This is a genomic window from Zoogloea sp. (assembly GCF_023150065.1).
Lineage (GTDB): Bacteria > Pseudomonadota > Gammaproteobacteria > Burkholderiales > Rhodocyclaceae > Zoogloea.
On sequence record NZ_JAKLLN010000025.1, the window covers coordinates 24404 to 41470 of the forward strand.

General features: G+C 66.7%; 14 protein-coding genes. 12 read left to right on the top strand and 2 right to left on the bottom strand.

What is annotated here, in order from left to right; genetic code table 11:
* Position 1: 1 nt before the first annotated feature.
* The 3 genes from L6Q67_RS20315 (at position 2) to L6Q67_RS20325 (ending at position 8676) form a co-directional block, all read left to right on the top strand.
* The gene (locus tag L6Q67_RS20315; protein ID WP_296574002.1) at positions 2-4540 is read left to right on the top strand and encodes a response regulator; all 4539 of its coding nucleotides are present in this window, start codon (positions 2-4) and stop codon (positions 4538-4540) included.
* Between the two features lie 53 nt (positions 4541-4593).
* Positions 4594-5757 carry a two-component system response regulator gene (locus tag L6Q67_RS20320; protein WP_296574005.1) on the top strand — a complete coding sequence of 388 codons (1164 nt, stop codon included), beginning with the start codon at positions 4594-4596 and terminating at the stop codon, positions 5755-5757.
* A gap of 108 nt (positions 5758-5865) precedes the next feature.
* A complete protein-coding gene (locus L6Q67_RS20325) occupies positions 5866-8676 on the top strand; it encodes an EAL domain-containing protein (RefSeq protein ID WP_296574008.1) in 2811 nt (936 codons plus the stop codon).
* A 634-nt stretch (positions 8677-9310) separates the two neighbouring features.
* On the opposite strand, the gene L6Q67_RS20330 is transcribed toward L6Q67_RS20325, so the two are convergent.
* Positions 9311-9838 carry a helix-turn-helix transcriptional regulator gene (locus L6Q67_RS20330; RefSeq protein ID WP_296574011.1) on the bottom strand — a complete coding sequence of 176 codons (528 nt, stop codon included), beginning with the start codon at positions 9836-9838 and terminating at the stop codon, positions 9311-9313.
* Positions 9839-9954: 116 nt separating this feature from the next.
* Here L6Q67_RS20330 and L6Q67_RS20335 point away from each other — a divergent pair, with 116 nt between their 5' ends.
* Positions 9955-10299 (top strand): helix-turn-helix transcriptional regulator, encoded by a 345-nt coding sequence (locus L6Q67_RS20335; protein ID WP_296574014.1) that lies wholly within the window; start codon positions 9955-9957, stop codon positions 10297-10299.
* Between the two features lie 5 nt (positions 10300-10304).
* Complete coding sequence (locus tag L6Q67_RS20340) at positions 10305-10742, top strand: hypothetical protein (RefSeq protein ID WP_296574017.1); 438 nt, start codon at positions 10305-10307, stop codon at positions 10740-10742.
* A gap of 486 nt (positions 10743-11228) precedes the next feature.
* Here the strand turns inward: L6Q67_RS20340 and L6Q67_RS20345 are convergent, their stop codons facing one another.
* Positions 11229-11486: a hypothetical protein gene (locus tag L6Q67_RS20345; protein ID WP_296574020.1), complete on the bottom strand. Its 258-nt coding sequence runs from the start codon at positions 11484-11486 to the stop codon at positions 11229-11231.
* Between the two features lie 95 nt (positions 11487-11581).
* Between L6Q67_RS20345 and L6Q67_RS20350 the strand changes: the two genes are divergently transcribed.
* The 7 genes from L6Q67_RS20350 (at position 11582) to L6Q67_RS20380 (ending at position 17065) form a co-directional block, all read left to right on the top strand.
* Positions 11582-13888: a transposase family protein gene (locus L6Q67_RS20350; protein ID WP_296574023.1), complete on the top strand. Its 2307-nt coding sequence runs from the start codon at positions 11582-11584 to the stop codon at positions 13886-13888.
* Positions 13889-13960: 72 nt separating this feature from the next.
* Complete coding sequence (locus L6Q67_RS20355; protein ID WP_296574026.1) at positions 13961-14677, top strand: AAA family ATPase; 717 nt, start codon at positions 13961-13963, stop codon at positions 14675-14677.
* Positions 14677-15315 (top strand): hypothetical protein, encoded by a 639-nt coding sequence (locus tag L6Q67_RS20360; RefSeq protein ID WP_296574029.1) that lies wholly within the window; start codon positions 14677-14679, stop codon positions 15313-15315. The genes L6Q67_RS20355 and L6Q67_RS20360 overlap by 1 nt, the downstream gene beginning before the upstream one ends.
* Positions 15308-15637, top strand: a complete 330-nt coding sequence (locus L6Q67_RS20365; RefSeq protein ID WP_296574032.1) for a hypothetical protein — start codon at positions 15308-15310, stop codon at positions 15635-15637. Before L6Q67_RS20360 ends, L6Q67_RS20365 begins: the two co-directional genes overlap by 8 nt.
* Before the next feature lie 2 nt (positions 15638-15639).
* A complete protein-coding gene (locus L6Q67_RS20370) occupies positions 15640-16062 on the top strand; it encodes a hypothetical protein (protein WP_296574035.1) in 423 nt (140 codons plus the stop codon).
* Positions 16059-16481, top strand: a complete 423-nt coding sequence (locus L6Q67_RS20375; protein WP_296574038.1) for a DUF551 domain-containing protein — start codon at positions 16059-16061, stop codon at positions 16479-16481. Before L6Q67_RS20370 ends, L6Q67_RS20375 begins: the two co-directional genes overlap by 4 nt.
* A complete protein-coding gene (locus L6Q67_RS20380) occupies positions 16478-17065 on the top strand; it encodes a hypothetical protein (RefSeq protein WP_296574041.1) in 588 nt (195 codons plus the stop codon). Before L6Q67_RS20375 ends, L6Q67_RS20380 begins: the two co-directional genes overlap by 4 nt.
* Positions 17066-17067 lie beyond the last annotated feature (2 nt).

The window sequence follows — 17067 nt, forward strand, 5'->3', positions numbered from 1 at the left end:
CATGTCCGGCCCGGCCAGCCCCGCCCTCCGACCGCCCCTCGCCCGCAGCCTGCTGGTCAGCCTCTCGGCCACCTTCATCGCCTGCCTGCTGGCCTTCGGCACGGCGGTGCACTTTCTCATCGTCGCCCCGGCCACCCAGTCCCTGGCCCGGGTCCAGCTCGACCTGGCCACCGCCCACATCCAGTCGGAGGCGGAGCGCAGCTTCCGGCGCATCGAGATCCAGCTCGGCACCGCCCGCGCCTGGGGTCAGGCCGGCCGCCTGGACATCGACGACGCCCCCGGCTTCAAGGCCCTGATGGCCCCCCTGCTGAGCGACGAGAGCCGCATCGCCGCGATCCGCCTGCTCAACGCCGACGGGCGCCAGCTGACCCTCTCCCGCAACGACGAGGCCCCCCGCGCCGAAACCCGCAGCCCGCCCGGCCGAGACACTGCCAGCGGCGGCCCGGCCTGGAGCGCCCCCTACCGGACACCGGTCAGCGGCGACGGCTGCATCACCGTCTCCGCCGGCTGGCGCGGCACCGACGGCCGGCCCCGCCTGCTGGCCTTCGACATCAGCCTGGCCGAGCTGTCCCGCCTGACCCTCGAGACCCCCGTCGGCGAGCGCGGCGGCGGCGCCGTCCTCAGCGCCGACGGGGACATCATCGGCGTACCCCGCTACCCCCGCTTCGCCAATCTCTCCGACCGGCACAACGCCATCCTGCAGCCTGCCGCCGCCGTGGATGTGGACTTCCTGACCCACGGCTATGCGCGCTGGCGCGATGCCGATCAAGTCGGCGGCACGGTATTGGACTACCAGAACGAGGGGGAAACCTGGCTGGTCCAGTTCGTGCCCCTGCAGCTCGGCGAGCAGCGCTGGTGGGTGGCCGGCTTTGCCCGGGAGGCCGATTTCATCCCCGCCCGGCTGCAGGAGGTGATGCCCGTCCTGCTGCTGCTCACCCTCATCGCAGGCACCGTTGCCATCACCATCGCGCGGCGCATCGCGGGCCGCCTCGAACGGAATCTGGCCGCCCTGGTGGAGCGCAGCGAGCGCATCGCACGGCTCGACCTCTCCGCCCCCGCCCCCCTCGACGCCCCGTGGCGCGAACTGGCCGAACTCGGCGCCTCCCAGGAGCACATGCGTGGGCGGCTTCTGCAGGCCAGCGAAGACCTCCTGCGCAGCCGCGCCGAACTCGAAGACAAGGTGGACGAGCGCACCCGCCAGCTGGCCGAGAAGAGCGCCGCCCTGTCCGACCAGCTGCTGTTCATCGAGGTGCTCCTCGACGCCCTGCCCAGCCCGGTCTTCTACAAGGGGCCGGACGCCCGCTTCCTGGGCTGCAACACCGCCTACGAGCAGGCCTTCGGCACCACCCGCGGCTTTCTTCGCGGCAAGACCGTGCTCGATCTGCCCTACCTGCCCGCCGCCGACCGCATCGGCTACCACGAGGAAGACCTGCGCATCATCGGCGAGGCCTGTACCTCCCACAAGGAAACCGCCATTCCCTTCTCCGACGGCCGCAGCCACGACACCCTGTACTGGGTCCGCGGCTTCCGCCTCGGCAACGGAGAGCCCGGCGGCCTGCTTGGCGTCATCGTCGACATCTCGGCCCAGAAGGCCGCCGAGCGCGCCGCCCGCGCCGCCGAAGAGCGCAGCCGCCAGATGCTCGAATCGAGCCCCATCGCGGTGGTCATCAACCGCCCCGACGGCACGCCGCTGTTTGCCAACACCCGCGCCCTGGTCCTCGCCGACACCGACATGGATACCTTCATGTCGCGCTCCGTCACCACCTGGTTCCGCGACCCGTCCGCTGGCGAGAAGGCCATTGCCCGACTCAAGAACGGCCTGCCCGTGCGCGACCAGGAGACCGAATTCCGGAACATCGGCGGCCGCTCCTTCTGGACCCTGATGACCATGGAGCGCATCGAGGTGGGCGGCAGCCCGGCCCTGATCAGCTGGAGCTACGACATCACCGCCCGCAAGCTCGCCGAGCGGGAGCTGCGCAAGCTCTCCCTGGCCGTCGAGCAGAGCCCGTCGATGCTCCTCATCACCACCCCGGGCGGCGCCATCCAGTACGCCAACCCGCGTTTCTGCCAGGTGGCCGGCTTCAGCGCCGATCAGCTGGCGGGCACCCATCCCGACCTGATGGACGGTGCCGGGCTGCCCCTCGAGTTTCTGGCCGAGCAATGGCAGTCCCTCAAGAGCCAGGGTGTATGGCGGCGCGAATGCCAGCTGCGCCTGCGCAGCGGCGAGCTGCTATGGGTCGGCATCTCGGTGAGCGGTCTGATCGAAGGCGACGGCGAGATCACCCACTGCATCTGGGCCCTGGAAGACCTCGCCCTGTACCGCCGGGCCGTGGAGACCCTGCGCGAAGCCAAGCAGCTGGCCGAGGAGGCCGCCGAATCCAAGGCCCGCTTCCTGGCCAACATGAGCCACGAGATCCGCACCCCGATGAACGCCATCATCGGCCTCTCCAGCCTGTGCCTGGACACCGACCTGCAGACCCGCCAGCGCGACTACGTCACCAAGATCCACGCTGCCGGCAGCACCCTCCTCAACGTCATCAACGACGTCCTCGATTTCTCCAAGATCGAAGCCGGCAAGCTCCGCCTCGAACAGACTGCCTTCGCCCTCGACCAGGTGCTCGACAGCGTCATCACCTACGTGGCCCAGAAAGCCCAGGAAAAGGGGCTCGAGCTGATTCTCCAGGTCGCCCCCGACGTCCCCCAGGACCTTCTCGGCGACCCTCTGCGCCTCGGCCAGATCCTTACCAACCTGCTCGGCAACGCGGTCAAGTTCACCCCCGGCGGCGAAGTCCAGCTCCAAGTGCGCTGCGAGCACCGGGAAGGGCAGCAGGCCAGCCTGCGCTTCGACGTGGTGGACACCGGCATCGGCATGAGCGAGGAGCAGATCGGCCGGCTCTTCGAAGCCTTCTCCCAGGCCGACGACTCCATGACCCGGCGTTTTGGCGGTACCGGCCTGGGCCTGTCCATCTCCCGCCACCTGGTCGAGCTGATGGGCGGCCAGCTGGATGTTGCCAGCACCCCGGGTGCTGGTAGCCGCTTCGGTTTCACCACCACTTTCGGGCTGGCCCAGGGGCGCCCCCCCAAGGCCCTGCCCGGCATGCTCGACGGCCTGCGCGTGCTGGTCGTCGACGACCACCCCGTGGCCCGGGAGGTTCTGCTCGGCCTGCTGCGCACCTTCCCTTTCCGCTCGGAGGCCGTCTCCTCGGCCGCCGAAGCCCTGGTCGCAGTGCGCCGCGCCGATGGCGGCGACCGCTTCGGGCTGGTCCTGATGGACCTGCGCATGCCCGACCAGAACGGCATCGAAGCCACCCGGCGCATCAAGCAGGACCGCAGCCTGGCCTCTCCGCCGGCGGTCATCCTGCTCACCGCCTACGGCGAGGCCAGCACGGCTGGCGAGGCCATTGAAGCCGGCGCCGACGGCTTTCTGCACAAGCCCGCCACCGCCTCCACCCTGCTCGACGCCATCATCGGCACCTTCGGCCTCGACGCCGCCCCCCAGCCCGTGGCCTCACCAACCGGGCAGGATCTGGCCGGCCTGCGCATCCTGGTGGCCGAAGACAACGACATCAACCAGCAGATCGCCCGCGGCCTGCTGGAACGCATCGGCGCTACCGTCAGCATTGCCGACAACGGCCGCAGCGCCCTCGAAACCCTGATCGCCGCCGGCCCCGACGCCTTCGACGTGGTACTGATGGACCTCCAGATGCCCGAGATGGACGGCCTCGAAGCCACCCGGCGCATCCGCTCCGACCCGCGCCTCGCCCACCTGCCCATCATCGCCATGACCGCCCACGCCATGGCCGAAGAACGCCAGCGCTGCATCGACGCCGGCATGAACGACCACGTGGCCAAACCCATCGTGGTGGAAAGGCTGGTCCAGGCCATCCTCCAGCACGTCCAGCACGGTGGCACGCCCCCCGCGAGCCCGGTCACAGCGGCCGGGGCGGACGGCACGGCGGCGACCGACGGCCTCCCCGACCTGCCGGGCCTCAACGTCAAGGCCGCCCTGCGCCGGGTGGGCGACGACCCGGCCACCTACCTGTCCCTGCTCCAGCGCTTTGCCAGCTCCCAGGCCGACTGCGCCGAACGCATCGCCGAAGCCCTGGCCGCCGGCCTGCCCACCGACGCCGAGCGCATCGCCCACAGCGTGCGCGGCGCCGCCGCGAACCTGGGTGCCGGCGCCATCCAGGAAGCCGCCAGCAGCCTCGAGATGGCCCTGCGCAAGGGCAGCCCCAGTGAGCCCGCCCGGCAATCCCTGGCCCACGAGATGGGCGTCCTTGCCCGCATGCTCGAAGCCACCCTGCCGGCACCGGCTCCGCTGCCAGCCCCCGAACGGCAGCTCGACGATGCCGCCCTGGACGAATCGATCGCCGAGCTGATCCGGCTCATCGAAAACTCCGACGGTGCCGCCCCCCTCCACTTCCGCCAGATCCGCAGTGATCTGGCAGCCCGGATCGGCGCCGAAAAAATTGGCGAGATCGCCGAGGCCCTGCAACACTATGATTATGACCATGCGCTGGCCTGCCTGCGCCCGACCTGACAGCGCCGGGGGCATCCGCCTCGTAGCCAGCTGAACCGCGCCAGGAGAACACCGTGCCACCGCCCGCCGATCCGCTCCACCCCCTGATTCTCGTCGTCGACGACGCCCCGGACTCCATCGAGCCCATCGTCAACTGCCTGCACCGGGCCGGCTTCCGCACCCGCATCGCCACCAACGGCGAGCGCGCCCTCGCCCTGGCCGCCAGCAAACCCCTGCCCGACCTCATCCTGCTCGACATCAGCATGCCCGACCGGGACGGCTACGAGGTGTGCCGCCAGCTCATGGACGACCCGGTCACCGCCAGCATCCCGGTGATTTTCCTGACCATCCGCAACGAGGAAGTAGACGAGCAGCTGGGCTTCGATGCCGGCGCCGTGGACTACATCGCCAAGCCCATCAGCCCGCCCCTGGTGCTGACCCGCATCCGCAACCACCTGACCCTCAAGGCCGCCAGCGACTTCCTGCGCGACCGCAACAACTATCTCGAGAACGAAGTGGTGCGCCGCACCCGCGAGCTCGGCCTGATCCAGGACGCCACCATCGTGGCCATGGCCTCCCTGGCCGAAACCCGCGACAACGAGACCGGCAACCACATCCGGCGCACCCAGATGTATCTGCGCACCCTGGCCCGACACCTGCAGCACCACCCCCGCTTCAGCGCCGAGCTCAGCGACGGCAACATCGAGCTGATGTACAAGTCGGCACCCCTGCACGACATCGGCAAGGTCGGCATCCCCGACCGCATCCTCCTCAAGCCCGGCAAGCTCACCGCCGCCGAGTTCGAGATCATGAAGACCCACACCACCCTTGGCCGCGACGCCATCGCCAAGGCCGAAGCCCTGTTCGGCATCTCGGCCAGCTTCCTGCGCTTCGCCAAGGAAATCGCCTACTCCCACCAGGAAAAATGGGACGGCAGCGGCTACCCCCTCGGCCTCGCCGGCGACCGCATCCCCCTGTCCGCCCGCCTGATGGCCGTTGCCGATGTCTACGACGCCCTGATCAGCCAGCGGGTGTACAAGCCCGCCCTGCCCCACGACGAGGCCGTCACCATCCTGCAGGACAGTCGCGGCACGCATTTCGACCCGGACATCCTCGACGCCTTCCTGAGCCTGCAGGGAGAGTTCCGGCTGATCGCCCAGCGTTTTGCCGACAACGCCGACGAGGCCGGCGGCGCGGAGCGCGAGGCCGAGCGCCTGCGCATCATCTTCGGCGACTAGGCCGGCGCCCCCCGCACTCAAGAACGCCGTCCGACATCCGTTAAGAGTTGGCCCGAACAAAGGCACACCATGCCGCTTACCCCGGTGCCAGGCCCAACAGGAGACGTGATGCCCCTCAGCCCGACACCTCATCCGGTTGTCGATTTCTTCCGCCGCTTCGGGCTGGCCATGCTCGTCTTCGTCGTTGCGGCGGCGCTGACGCTCGAGAACTATCACTCCACCGTTGAAAAACAGCGGGCGGCCACGCGCACCCAATTCCAGCTGACAGCCCAGCAACAGATCGCACGCCTGCAGGAACGCATCGTCCACCTCCTCGGCCACGGCGACGCCCTGCAACGCCAGATCTCCCTGCTGCCCGGCGACGGCGCCCAGGCCTTCCCCCATCTCTCCGCCCCCCTGCTGCGCCTCCACCCGGAAGTGCTGCGCGCCGGGCTGATACGGCTGGACGGCAACACCCCCACGGTCGCTGTCAGCGTTGGCACCGGGCAGGCCCCCGAAGCCGGCACCCCCGGCAAGCTTTTCCCGGGCAACCGCATGCCTGACCCCGGCAGTCTGGCCCACATCCACAACAGCATCGCCAGTGCCACCGTCAGCGGCGAACCCGCCACCAGCCCGCCCTATCCGCTCTCGCCGGGTACCAGCAGCAAGGCCCGGGCCGTCCTCGTGACCCTCCCCGTGGTACGCCCTGATCGGCCCAGCGGGCCCCATCGCCAGCTCGTCTTCTTCGAGATCCCGGTGGAACAGCTCATCGAGCAGTCCCTCCAACCCACCATAAGCCGCGACGCCAATCTGCACTTCGAGCTCGAGCTGCTCGACGGCACCGACGACGCCCAGATCCTCTATGTCAGCCCGGACTTCCGCATCGGCGAAATGTCCTACGCCGACGGCGTCACCATCGCCGATCGCCGCTGGCTGATGCTCACCGCCCCCTCCGGCCTGAGCTACTCCCTGATGCCCGGGCAGGACGCCGGCGGGCGCCTGTTTGCCGGCCTCTCCGTCGGCATCCTGGCGGCCTTCGTTTTGTACGTGCTGCAAACCCGCGCCGATGCCATCCGCCACCAGGTGCGCGAGAAGACCCTGGCCCTGGCCGACGCCAACGACGCCCTCGGCCAGTACGTGAAGGCCCTCGGCGAGACCAACCGGCTCCTGGAAACGGAGGTCGACAAGCACGCCAAGGCCGAAACCCTGCTGCGGGAGACCACCTCGCTACAGCGCGCCATCCTCGACTGTGCCGAGTACGCCATCGTCTACACCGACTCCGCCGGCATCATCCGCGTCCTCAACCCCGCCGCCGAACGCCTCTTCGGACATCAGGCCGGCGACCTCATCGGCAGCGAAACCCCCCTGGTCTTCCACACCGCCGAAGACATCGCCCGCTGGACCCTCGCCCACAAGGCCAACGGCTTTGCCGCCCTGGCCGAGGAAACCAGCGGTGGCTACCTCGAGCCCCGCGAGATCACCCTGCGCCGCCGCGACGGCAGCACCTTCCCGGCCAACATCGCCATCTCGGTGGTCCGCGACGGCCAGCGCCAGATCCGCGGCTACCTGGGCATCATCGCCGACATCACCCAGCGCCAGGCCGCCGAAAGCCGCATCCGCCACCTCGCCCACTACGACAACCTCACCTCCCTGCCCAACCGCACTCTGCTCAACCAGCACCTGGCCGAAGCCATCGGCGCCGCCCGCGACCGCCATCGGGGCGTGGCCGTGCTATTCACCGACCTGGACCGCTTCAAGTATGTGAACGACACCCTCGGCCACCAGGCCGGCGATCAGCTGCTGCTGTCGGTGGCCCAGCGCCTGCGGGCCTGCGTGCGGGACGGTGACATGGTGGCACGCACCGGCGGTGACGAGTTCGTGGTGGTGCTGGACGACCTGCAGGAAGGCTCGATGCCCGAAGATGTAGCCGAACGCATCCTCGCCAGCCTGGCGCGCCCCTTCGAGCTGTGCAGCCAGCAGGTCACCGTCACCCCGAGCATCGGCATCGCCCTCTACCCCACCGACGGCATGGACGGGGAAGCCCTGATCAAGAACGCCGACGCCGCCATGTACCTGGCCAAGGAGCGCGGCCGCAACAACTTCCAGTTCTTCGACCATGGCCTGTCGGCGCGCTACTCCGAACGGCTCGAGCTGGAAAGCCGCCTGCGCCACGCCCTCGACGAGAATCAGCTGGAGCTCTTCTACCAGCCCCAGGTAGACACCCTCTCCGGCGAGCTGATCGGCATGGAAGCGCTGATCCGCTGGCGCCAGACCGACGGCAGCATGATCCCCCCGGACAAATTCATCCCCATCGCCGAAGAATGCGGCCTCATCGTGCCCATCGGCGCCTGGGTGCTCCAGGAAGCCTGCCGGCAGATCCAGGAATGGCTGCGCGAAGGCATCTGCCGGGTTCCCGTCGGGGTCAACCTGTCGGCCCGCCAGTTCGACGACGCCGGCCTGCTCGACACCATCAAGTCGGCCCTCGCCAACGCCAGCCTGCCCCCCGCCTACCTCGACCTGGAGCTCACCGAAAGCCTGGTGATGCGCAATCCGGAACACACCCGCAACGTCCTCGCCGAATGCAAGAAGCTCGGCCTGCAGCTGTCGGTGGACGACTTCGGCACCGGCTATTCGAGCCTGGCCAATCTCAAGCGCTTCCCCATCGACCGGCTCAAGATCGACCGCTCCTTCATCAAGGACATCGTCACTGAAGCCGACGATGCAGCCATCGCCCAGACCATCGTCGCCATGGCCCACACCCTGCGACTGGAGGTGATCGCCGAAGGCGTCGAAACCGAAGCCCAGCTCGCCCTCCTGCGTCGCTGGCGCTGCGACGCCTACCAGGGCTACCTGTGCAGCCGCCCCATCAGCGCCAATGACATGACCGCCATGCTGCGCAGCCTGCGGGCATCGCGCATGGTCTCGCTGGCACCGATCTGAGGGGTTCGGGCAAAGGAGTACCGCTCCGGAAGCGACGAGGCTGACTGGAGGGGCTGTGGGGTCGAATTCATTGGCGCTGTTCGCGCCAGGTATGTGGACACGGTCTCTGGCAAACCCACCGGGCTTTGAGCGCCTTAACTACCGATGGAAAAGCACTTTCCTGACGCTACGGAACGGCTTTCTGTGGGGGGGTGATCGATTTGGCACAGGAGAACGGTGGCCAGGGGAGCCCGCGAGGCCGCGCCGGGACTGGGTTTCAGGGCTTCGGAAGATCCCGCAGCGATTTGGCACGAAATGGCGATTACGGTCAGGGTTCGAGAAGTTCCGCGCGCGTTTTGGCACAGGACGAGTAGAAACAGCACGGGTTCGTTCGCGGCCTGGGGCTGGTGCTCGAGGAGGCCCGCTACGGCGGTGACCTGAATGACGACGGGGCCGCCCTGGCCTGAGTCGTTATCTGGATGTGCGGTGATTGTGGGGTTGCGGGCCGCGAGCAGGGCGATTGTCGCGAGCCACGCGTAGTTGTCTGGGGGCATGGGGCGGCATGGTGCATGCAGGCCCCAGACACAGAATATGACCTGGTTCATAGGCCAGGCCTGTAACCGTGACGCTTGCCACGGTTGTGCGGCGAGAAACGCTACGCGGACTTCTCGCCGCTCCCTTCTCCTATGCCGTCCGGCGTAATCAGCCCTTTTTCAAGGGCGTCGATATACATCTTCACTGCGAATTCCGCGATGTTCCGGGGGCTGGTGCCTGGCGGCAGGCCGCGCGTTGCGCCGTCGAGCGTGGCGGCCAGGGCGCCGATGTTGATCTTCATGGGTTGCGACCTGGGCTGAAGATCCTTGAGCAGCATCGGGCCTTCGCCGGTGAGCAACCAGTTGGCGTTGATACCTGTGTGGATGAAGCCAGCAATAGCATCCCCACCTGGAACGCTTCGCCCCATCTCGTACTTCTGATAGACGCTGTAAGAGACGCCAGATTGTGCGGCAAGCACATCTTGCTTGAGGCCCAGATGTGCCCTCGCAGCCTTCAGGCGCCCCCCAATCTCCGAAGAATGACTCGTTGACGCTTTGCCCACGAAAGCGTCAACAGAAAGCGTCAACTTATCTTCCGCGTTGACACTTTCTTTTTGCATTGTTTCTAAAGGATTTTTTGTCTTTTTCACAGAAGAGACGCCAAGTTTAAAGCGTAAAGCTCACAAAACGAGGTCAACGCCGTTGACTTCACTTCAAATTGGGCGTGTAATGGCATTCATCGCGTAACCACCACAGAAAGCGAGAGATGGCACACAACACCCCCAAAAAAGCCAGTCCCGAGGACTGGCACCCGGCCGACATCAAGGCGGCCCTGGAGAAGAAAGGCTGGACCCTGCGCGCCCTGGCTGCACACCACGGCATCAAGGGTTCGTCCTCCCTCTCCCACACCTTTGAGCGGAGTTTTCCGCTCAACGAGAAGCGCATCGCCGACGCCCTTGGCGTGCCCGTTCAGGAGATCTGGCCGAGCCGTTACCACCCGGACGGAACCAAGAAGCCGCGTGGGCTTCGGGGTGCGATTGCGTCTGCTGCTACCCGGAAGTGTACCGCCGATGCTTGCCAACGCAATGGCAATGAATTGGCCCGGGCATAGACACCATGCGCCGCGCTCACGACTCCCTGACGCTGGACCTCTTTGAGGTGCCGGCGCCGCGCGACCCTAAGCCGGGCGCGCTGGCGGTGGGCCTGCCCCTGCGGCACCTGCTGTCGGACTTGCTGAAGGCTTCCCCCCTTTCCCGCTTCGACGTTGCGGCGCGCATGAGCGAGCTGACGGGGCAGGAAATCACCAAGCACCAGCTGGATGCCTGGACGGCCGAGAGCCGCGATGGCTGGCGCTTTCCCCTGGAATACCTGCCGGCCTTTGAGGTGGCCGTGGAGACCCACGACATCACTGCATGGGTGGCTGACTTGCGGGGCTGCAAGGTGCTGGTGGGTAAAGAGGCGCTCGATGCGGAGATCGGGCGTTTGGAGCGGGCTCGCGATGAGGCGAGCAAGCGGATCAAGCAACTGAAACACACGATGGGAGAGATGGAATGAGCCCCGTTTTCTCGATGGATGGCTTCGGCGAATGCAATCACGGTGAGGTTGCCTACAACCAGCCGGGACCCTGCATTGACGCTCGGTACATCAATGGTCGCCTCCGCGTCACGGTGGATTGCTACACCTGGCTGGATGACTCCGGCTCGGCCCTCTTCGATGTGGACGCCTGGGAGCTTCAGAAGCTGTTCATCGACTCGAAGCCCAGCGCAAACATGCGTGTGGCTTGGTATGAGGCGTGGCGGCTTGCACGGGCGTTCTGCAGCGGGCGGCCCATCTCAGACGGTGAGATGAAGCCCTTCACCATGCGGGAGTGGGTTGCCCAATGTGACCGCCCACCTTCCCCTCCGCGTGGCTGGGAGGCCAAGGCTGCGCTTGCACACAAGCGTGCGTTTCGGGTTGCTGCAACGCTTCCACGTCGCAGCATCGCTCGCCTGAAAAAGCGGATTGGCATGGCAATCCGCAGTGGTGAAGGGCTGGACCCGCTTATGGCCTGGTCCGCTCGAAACTTGAGTCGAGAACGTCTCGGATCGCAGCTGCTTCGGTCAAAAAGTCCTCGGCGATCTCGCTGTTGAGCCACCTCCCGTGGAGCGTCTCGTAGTGAAAGGCGAACTGCTTTCGGAGCTTCTCTCGATCAGGGTGGGTTTCTATCACTCCGATGGAGAAGGCGACCAGAACCTGAATATCCGCCTGCAATGCGCGCAGCCGCTCTTGAATTTGATCGTTCAAATCATCTTGAATCATGAGGGTCCATCCATGTCGTTGAGGGGTATGCAAGTGGGTAGCCTGCATTGCCATTCTAATGGCATAGGCGGTGCCCGTTGCAAGAGAGGTGAGGCATGGGCCCGGTAACGCTGGCTCAGATCGCGGAGGCGCTGGGGATCAGCAAGCAAGCTGCTGCTCAGCGTGCGAATCGCGAAAGCTGGCCCTTCTCGGAAGAGGCGGTTCGTGGCGGCAAGCGTCGCCTCTATCCCCTCGCCGACCTTCCCCGGGAAGTCCGTGAGGCGCTGACGACGCATGCCGCCCACCAGGCGTCGGCCGCACTTGTCGAGGAGATGGACGAGACGCGCAAGGCGATCGAGGACGCCGCCCGCGCCGGCAAGCTGCTGGGCGCGCAGCTTTCGACCCAGGCGGAGCAGGCGAAGCGGGATGCCAAGCTGAACCGCTTCACCGCGGGCCTGGAGATCATGGGCCGGTGGCCGACGCTCACCGACAGGCAGGTGGCGCGGATGCAGGGGCGCTTTGAGCTTGTGCAGGCCTACGAAGCCGGCCTCAAGCAGCAGAGCCAGAAGCACGGCACCCGGGCGCTGGATGCGTTTGCGCAAACCTACATGACCACCCTCGGCCTGGGCCGGAGCGAGGAGACCCGGGCGGCGATCAAGAAGCTGTCGGGCCGCAATCTGCGCCGCTGGGTGGATGGCTTTCGCCTGGAAGGTTTGATGGCGCTGCTAGACGAGAAGGACGGAAAGAACCTAGTGGGCCACGGGAAGATCGAGGACCAGCCCGAGCTGCGGGAATTTGTGGTGGGGGTGCTGGTGGAGTTTCCGCACGCGAAGGACACCCACCTCGAACAGGCCATCGCCGCGCGCTTTGGCAGCCGTCTGGCGCCGGTGAGCTGGACGCTCAAGCAGGCACGCGAGGCGGGCAAGCTGGCCAGCCCGGAGCGCTCTGCGATCAAACGGTTTCGGGATGGTTTCCAGAAGGAACACGCCAGCGCCTACATGGCGCTGAAGAACCCGGACAAGTGGAAGAACGAACAGATGCTGGCGTTCGGTAACGCGTCGGAGGACGCGGTGCGGCCGAACTACCGCTGGGAGATGGATTCGACGCCGGGCGACCTGCTGTTGATGGAACCGGGCGCGGCAAATGGCACGGCCCGTTACCACGTGCTGGGCACGATCGACGTTTGGTCGCGCCGGGCGCGGCTGCTGGTGGCGAAGACCAGCAAGGCCACCGCCATCGGGTCGCTGGTGCGCCGGGCCATCCTGGACTGGGGCCGGCCGGAGCGGGCGAAGCACGACAACGGGTCGGACTACTGCGCCAGCTACCTAGACCTGTTCTTCGATGCGATCGGAACGGAGATTGAGCTGTGCCAGCCGTTTTCGGGGTGGCAGAAGCCGCACATCGAGCGGCTGTTCCGCACCTTTAACCATGACCTGGTAGAGCTGCTGCCGGGCTACATCGGCCACAACGTGGCAGAGCGGAAGGAACTGGAGGCCCGGGCGGCATTCAGCGAACGGCTCTTCCAGAAAGACGGCGTGCTGCCGGTGAGCATGACCGCAGAGGCCTTCCAGGACTTCTGCGACGACTGGTGCGACAACGTGTATGCCCACAACCCGCACCGCGGCTTGAACGATGTGACGCCGTTTGACCGGATGGCGAGCTGGGCGGAGCCGTTGGCGCGCATCGAAGACGAGCGGGCGCTTGACGTGCTGCTGGCGCCCCTGGCGGGCCGCAACACAGGCGGCTACTTCAGCCTGCAGAAGAAGGGCATCCGGATCGACAGCGGCTGGTTCATCGCCGCCGAACTGGGGGCCTATGCGGTGGGGTCTCGCTTCCAGGTACGCCAGGACGTTGCCGACGCAGGCCGGGCCTTTGTGTTTGACGAGGACGGCCAGTTTGTGGCGGTGGCGATGTGCCCGGAGAAGACGGGGATTTCGCCCGCGGAGATTGCGGCAGCGGCCAAGGCGATCCAGCGCCGTACCACCCGCGACGACAAGGCCGACCTTCGCAAGACAGCTCGCAAGGCCGGCGCGAAGGAGATCGTGGGCGAAGTGCTGCGAAGCCGTGCCGAGGCGGCCGGAAAGCTGGTGGCCATGCCCGCCCGGGGCCCCGCCCACACCACACCGGGCCTTGCCGCCGCGGGCCAGGCCGCCCGAGCCCACGAGGCGCAGCCGGCCAGCGCCACCCAGATGGTGATTGGCGGGCAGGTGATGCCGGCCGTGCCAAAGCCCAGGGCACCGGTGATCAACATGCCCGCTGTGAAGCCGCGCTCCGAACGGGCGGCTGCCGAGAACTTTGCGGAATGGGAAAGCCTGAAGGCCGCACAGGCACGGGGTGAAACGCTGAGCGAGCAGGACGCCCGCTTCATCCAGAGCTGGCCGACATCGAGCCAGGGAAAGAGTTACCTCCGGCGCGCCGGATAAATGAAAAGGCCCCGCGCTAACGGGGCCGACCTCAAGAGCAACCACCACAGAAGCAAGAGAGGCCTACTGAAGATGACACAAACCGCCCAAATCCACAACCTGGAGCTGGCCCGCACGGCAGCAGAGCGCCTGGTGAGCCGGCACTCAGCCCTGCCCGGCATTGCCGTGATGTACGGCCCGTCGGGCTACGGTAAGACGACTGCGGCCATGGCCGTGGCAAACGAGAACCGCAGCTACTTTGTGCAGATGCGCTCGGCCTGGAGCCGGGGCATGTTGCTCAAGAAGATCCTGGTCGAGATGTCGATCAAGCCGACCGGAACCATCCCGGAGATGCTCGACCAGGTGAGCGAGCAGCTCGCGACCAGCGGCCGGCTGCTGATCATTGATGAGTTCGACTACTGCGCAAAGAACGATTCGATGATCGAGCTGGTGCGGGACATTTACGAGGGCAGCCAGGCCACGCTGCTGGTGCTTGGGGAGGAACAGCTTCCGCACAAGCTCAAGCGCTGGGAGCGCTTTCACTCGCGGGTGCTGTCGTGGATTCCGGCGCAGCCGGTGAGCCTGGCCGACGCGGCGAGCCTGGTGCCGATCTACAGCCCCGGGGTCGCGGTGGCCGACGATCTGCTTGCGCACCTGGTGGGCTACTCGGGTGGCTCGGTACGCCGAGTGTCGGTGAACCTCAACAGCATTGCAGAACTCGCAGCCCTGGAGGGCTGGAGCACCGTCGATCTGGCTGCCTGGGGCAACCGCCCGCTCTACACCGGCGATGCGCCGCGGCGGGGGGCGTGATGAGCCGAAAGCCTGTCCACCTCGAAATGATCAATGGTGCCGGCCCGCGCCAGCGTGTCTGGGAGGTTGTGCGCCGCCATCTGCTCACCACCTCGCCCTTTACCTCGGTTGACCTGTCACGTGAGGCGAAGGTCGAAATGGGGATTGTCACTGAGTACATGAAGTGCCTGCGCGCAGGGGGGTATATCGCCCCGGTGGACGCCTCTGCGGGGCTTGGTCAAGCAGTACGGCACACGGCCATCCGCGACAACGGCGCCGAGGCTCCGCGGCTTAGGCGTGACGGTACGCAGGTGACTGCCGGGCTGCGCCAGGAGGCGATGTGGCGCGTGCTGCGCATGCTGCAGGGTGCGGATATCAACGCCCGCGAACTGGCTGCCCACGCCTCAACCGCCGCCTTGCCGGTGGATCCTGTGGCGGCGAAAAGCTATCTGCAGGATCTCCACGGCGCAAAGTATTTGCAGCGCACGGTGGAGGGCAAGGGCCGCGGACGCGGGGGCGTCCCGTGCCGCTACCGACTCGTCTCCAACACCGGCCCCAAGCCCCCGATGGTCACCCGGGTGAACGGGATCTTTGACCCGAACCTCGGCCAGCTCATCTGGATTGAGCCGATCAGCGAGGAGACCGCGATCTATGGCTGACGCTACCCCTCTCTGGCGCGCCCTTTTCGATGACGCCCTCCGCAAGTACGGGCCCGTCAACCTGGCCGCGAAGCTTGGCTACAACAACCACACCCTTGTGTCGCGCATCAACGGTGGCCACGTTGCCGCTTCGAAGATCTTCCAGCGCCGGGTGATTGACCGCCTGCACGTGGTTGCCGAGTGCCCTGTAAGCGGGCTCGAACAGCCCAGGTCGGAATGCAAGCGCCTCGCCCTTTGCCCCGCACCCACCCACAACCCCCTGGCCATGCGCTTCTGGAAGGCGTGCCAGACCTGTACGCACAAACCCGAGAAGGAGTCCTGACCATGACCTTGAATCAAGACAGGCCGCAGCTTCACAACACGCTGGCCATCAAGCAGTTCAACGCACGCTTCCAGCCGGGCGACTCGGTGCTGTTTCTGCCGCGCCCGGACATGCCCCCGGAGTGGGACCGGATCTACACCTCGGCGCGCATGGAGGACGGTGTTGCCGTTGTTGAGCTCGCTGGCCGCAAGGGCGTGTATCCGATCTCTGTGATCCATGCGATGCCCGTCGAGACGACGCGGGTGCGTGCGCCGCAAAACGACGCGTCGCTGTGGCAGCTCGTTACTGCCTTCGTTCTGGGGTTCGCTGCGGCGACCCTTGTGACGCTGTCGATCGCCCCCGCGGGCGCCGTCGACCCGGAGAACATCGTGATCGAGTGCGAGGAGCCGGGGGAATGGGCGGCGGTAGAGGAGGACGTGGCATGAGTGCCGCCACCAACGACTACGCCGACGAAGCGCCGGAGCTGGTCGACTTCCTGCATCGGCAGTCTGCCTTCTTCCGGAAGCACGGTGGCACGGTGCTGAAGGACGACGCGCAAAAGCTGGCCGACGCGGCTTCGCTGCTCGATAGCTATCGCGCGGGCCTTGTCCTGACCGATCCGCTCCCGGCCCTCGGCGTGGAGCTGATCCGCTGGGTGTCGGTAAGCAAAGCGGTGCCGGATGCAGACGAAACCGCGCTGCTGCGCATCGTCGGGCCCACCGAGACCTACGTCTGGGCTGGCTACTACGACGGCGAGCGGTGGGTCTCCGCTGAAGGTGTTCCCCTGGGTGGTGACGTTGTCACGCACTGGGCCGAGTTTCCGGCAGGGCCGGCAGTTTCGGACGCCGCAGAGGAGGCTGCATGAGCGCCGTCACTGTCCGCGTCGTCACCGCCGACCGCACTATCCACACCTTCCCCAGCCTTGCCGCAGCCAATGCCTTTACGGCTTCCCGCGCCGCAAAAGGCTGCCCCCGCAAGCCCCGCGGCTCGATGCGTGCCGACATCCTCCAGCTGCTTGCCGAGCGTGGCCCGATGGTCTCCATCGACATCGCAGATGAAATCGACACCGGGCCGGACACCCTGAATGGCGTGCTGCGCCGCATGGTCGATGACTGCGTGATCGCCATTGAGGGCGTAGGCGCCTACGGCCGCCGCTCGTACAGCATCGAGCCCGGCGGCCACGCCGAGCTCGCGGCCATCGAAGCCGGCGGGCCGTCCAACCCCCGCAACCGCCTGCAGCATCAAGCGCATCTGTGGATGACCGCCGGCCGGCGCTTCTGCAGCAAAGATCTCGAAGCCGCCTTCGGCTTCTCGCGCAGCTACGCCGCGCAGCGCATCCAGGCGGCCCTTGCCGAGGGTGTCATCACCCAAGCCGGTGATCCCCTGCGCAACAGCCGCAGCCGCATCCAGTTCTATGAGTCCGCTCAACCCGTTTCCAACCAGGAGTAAGC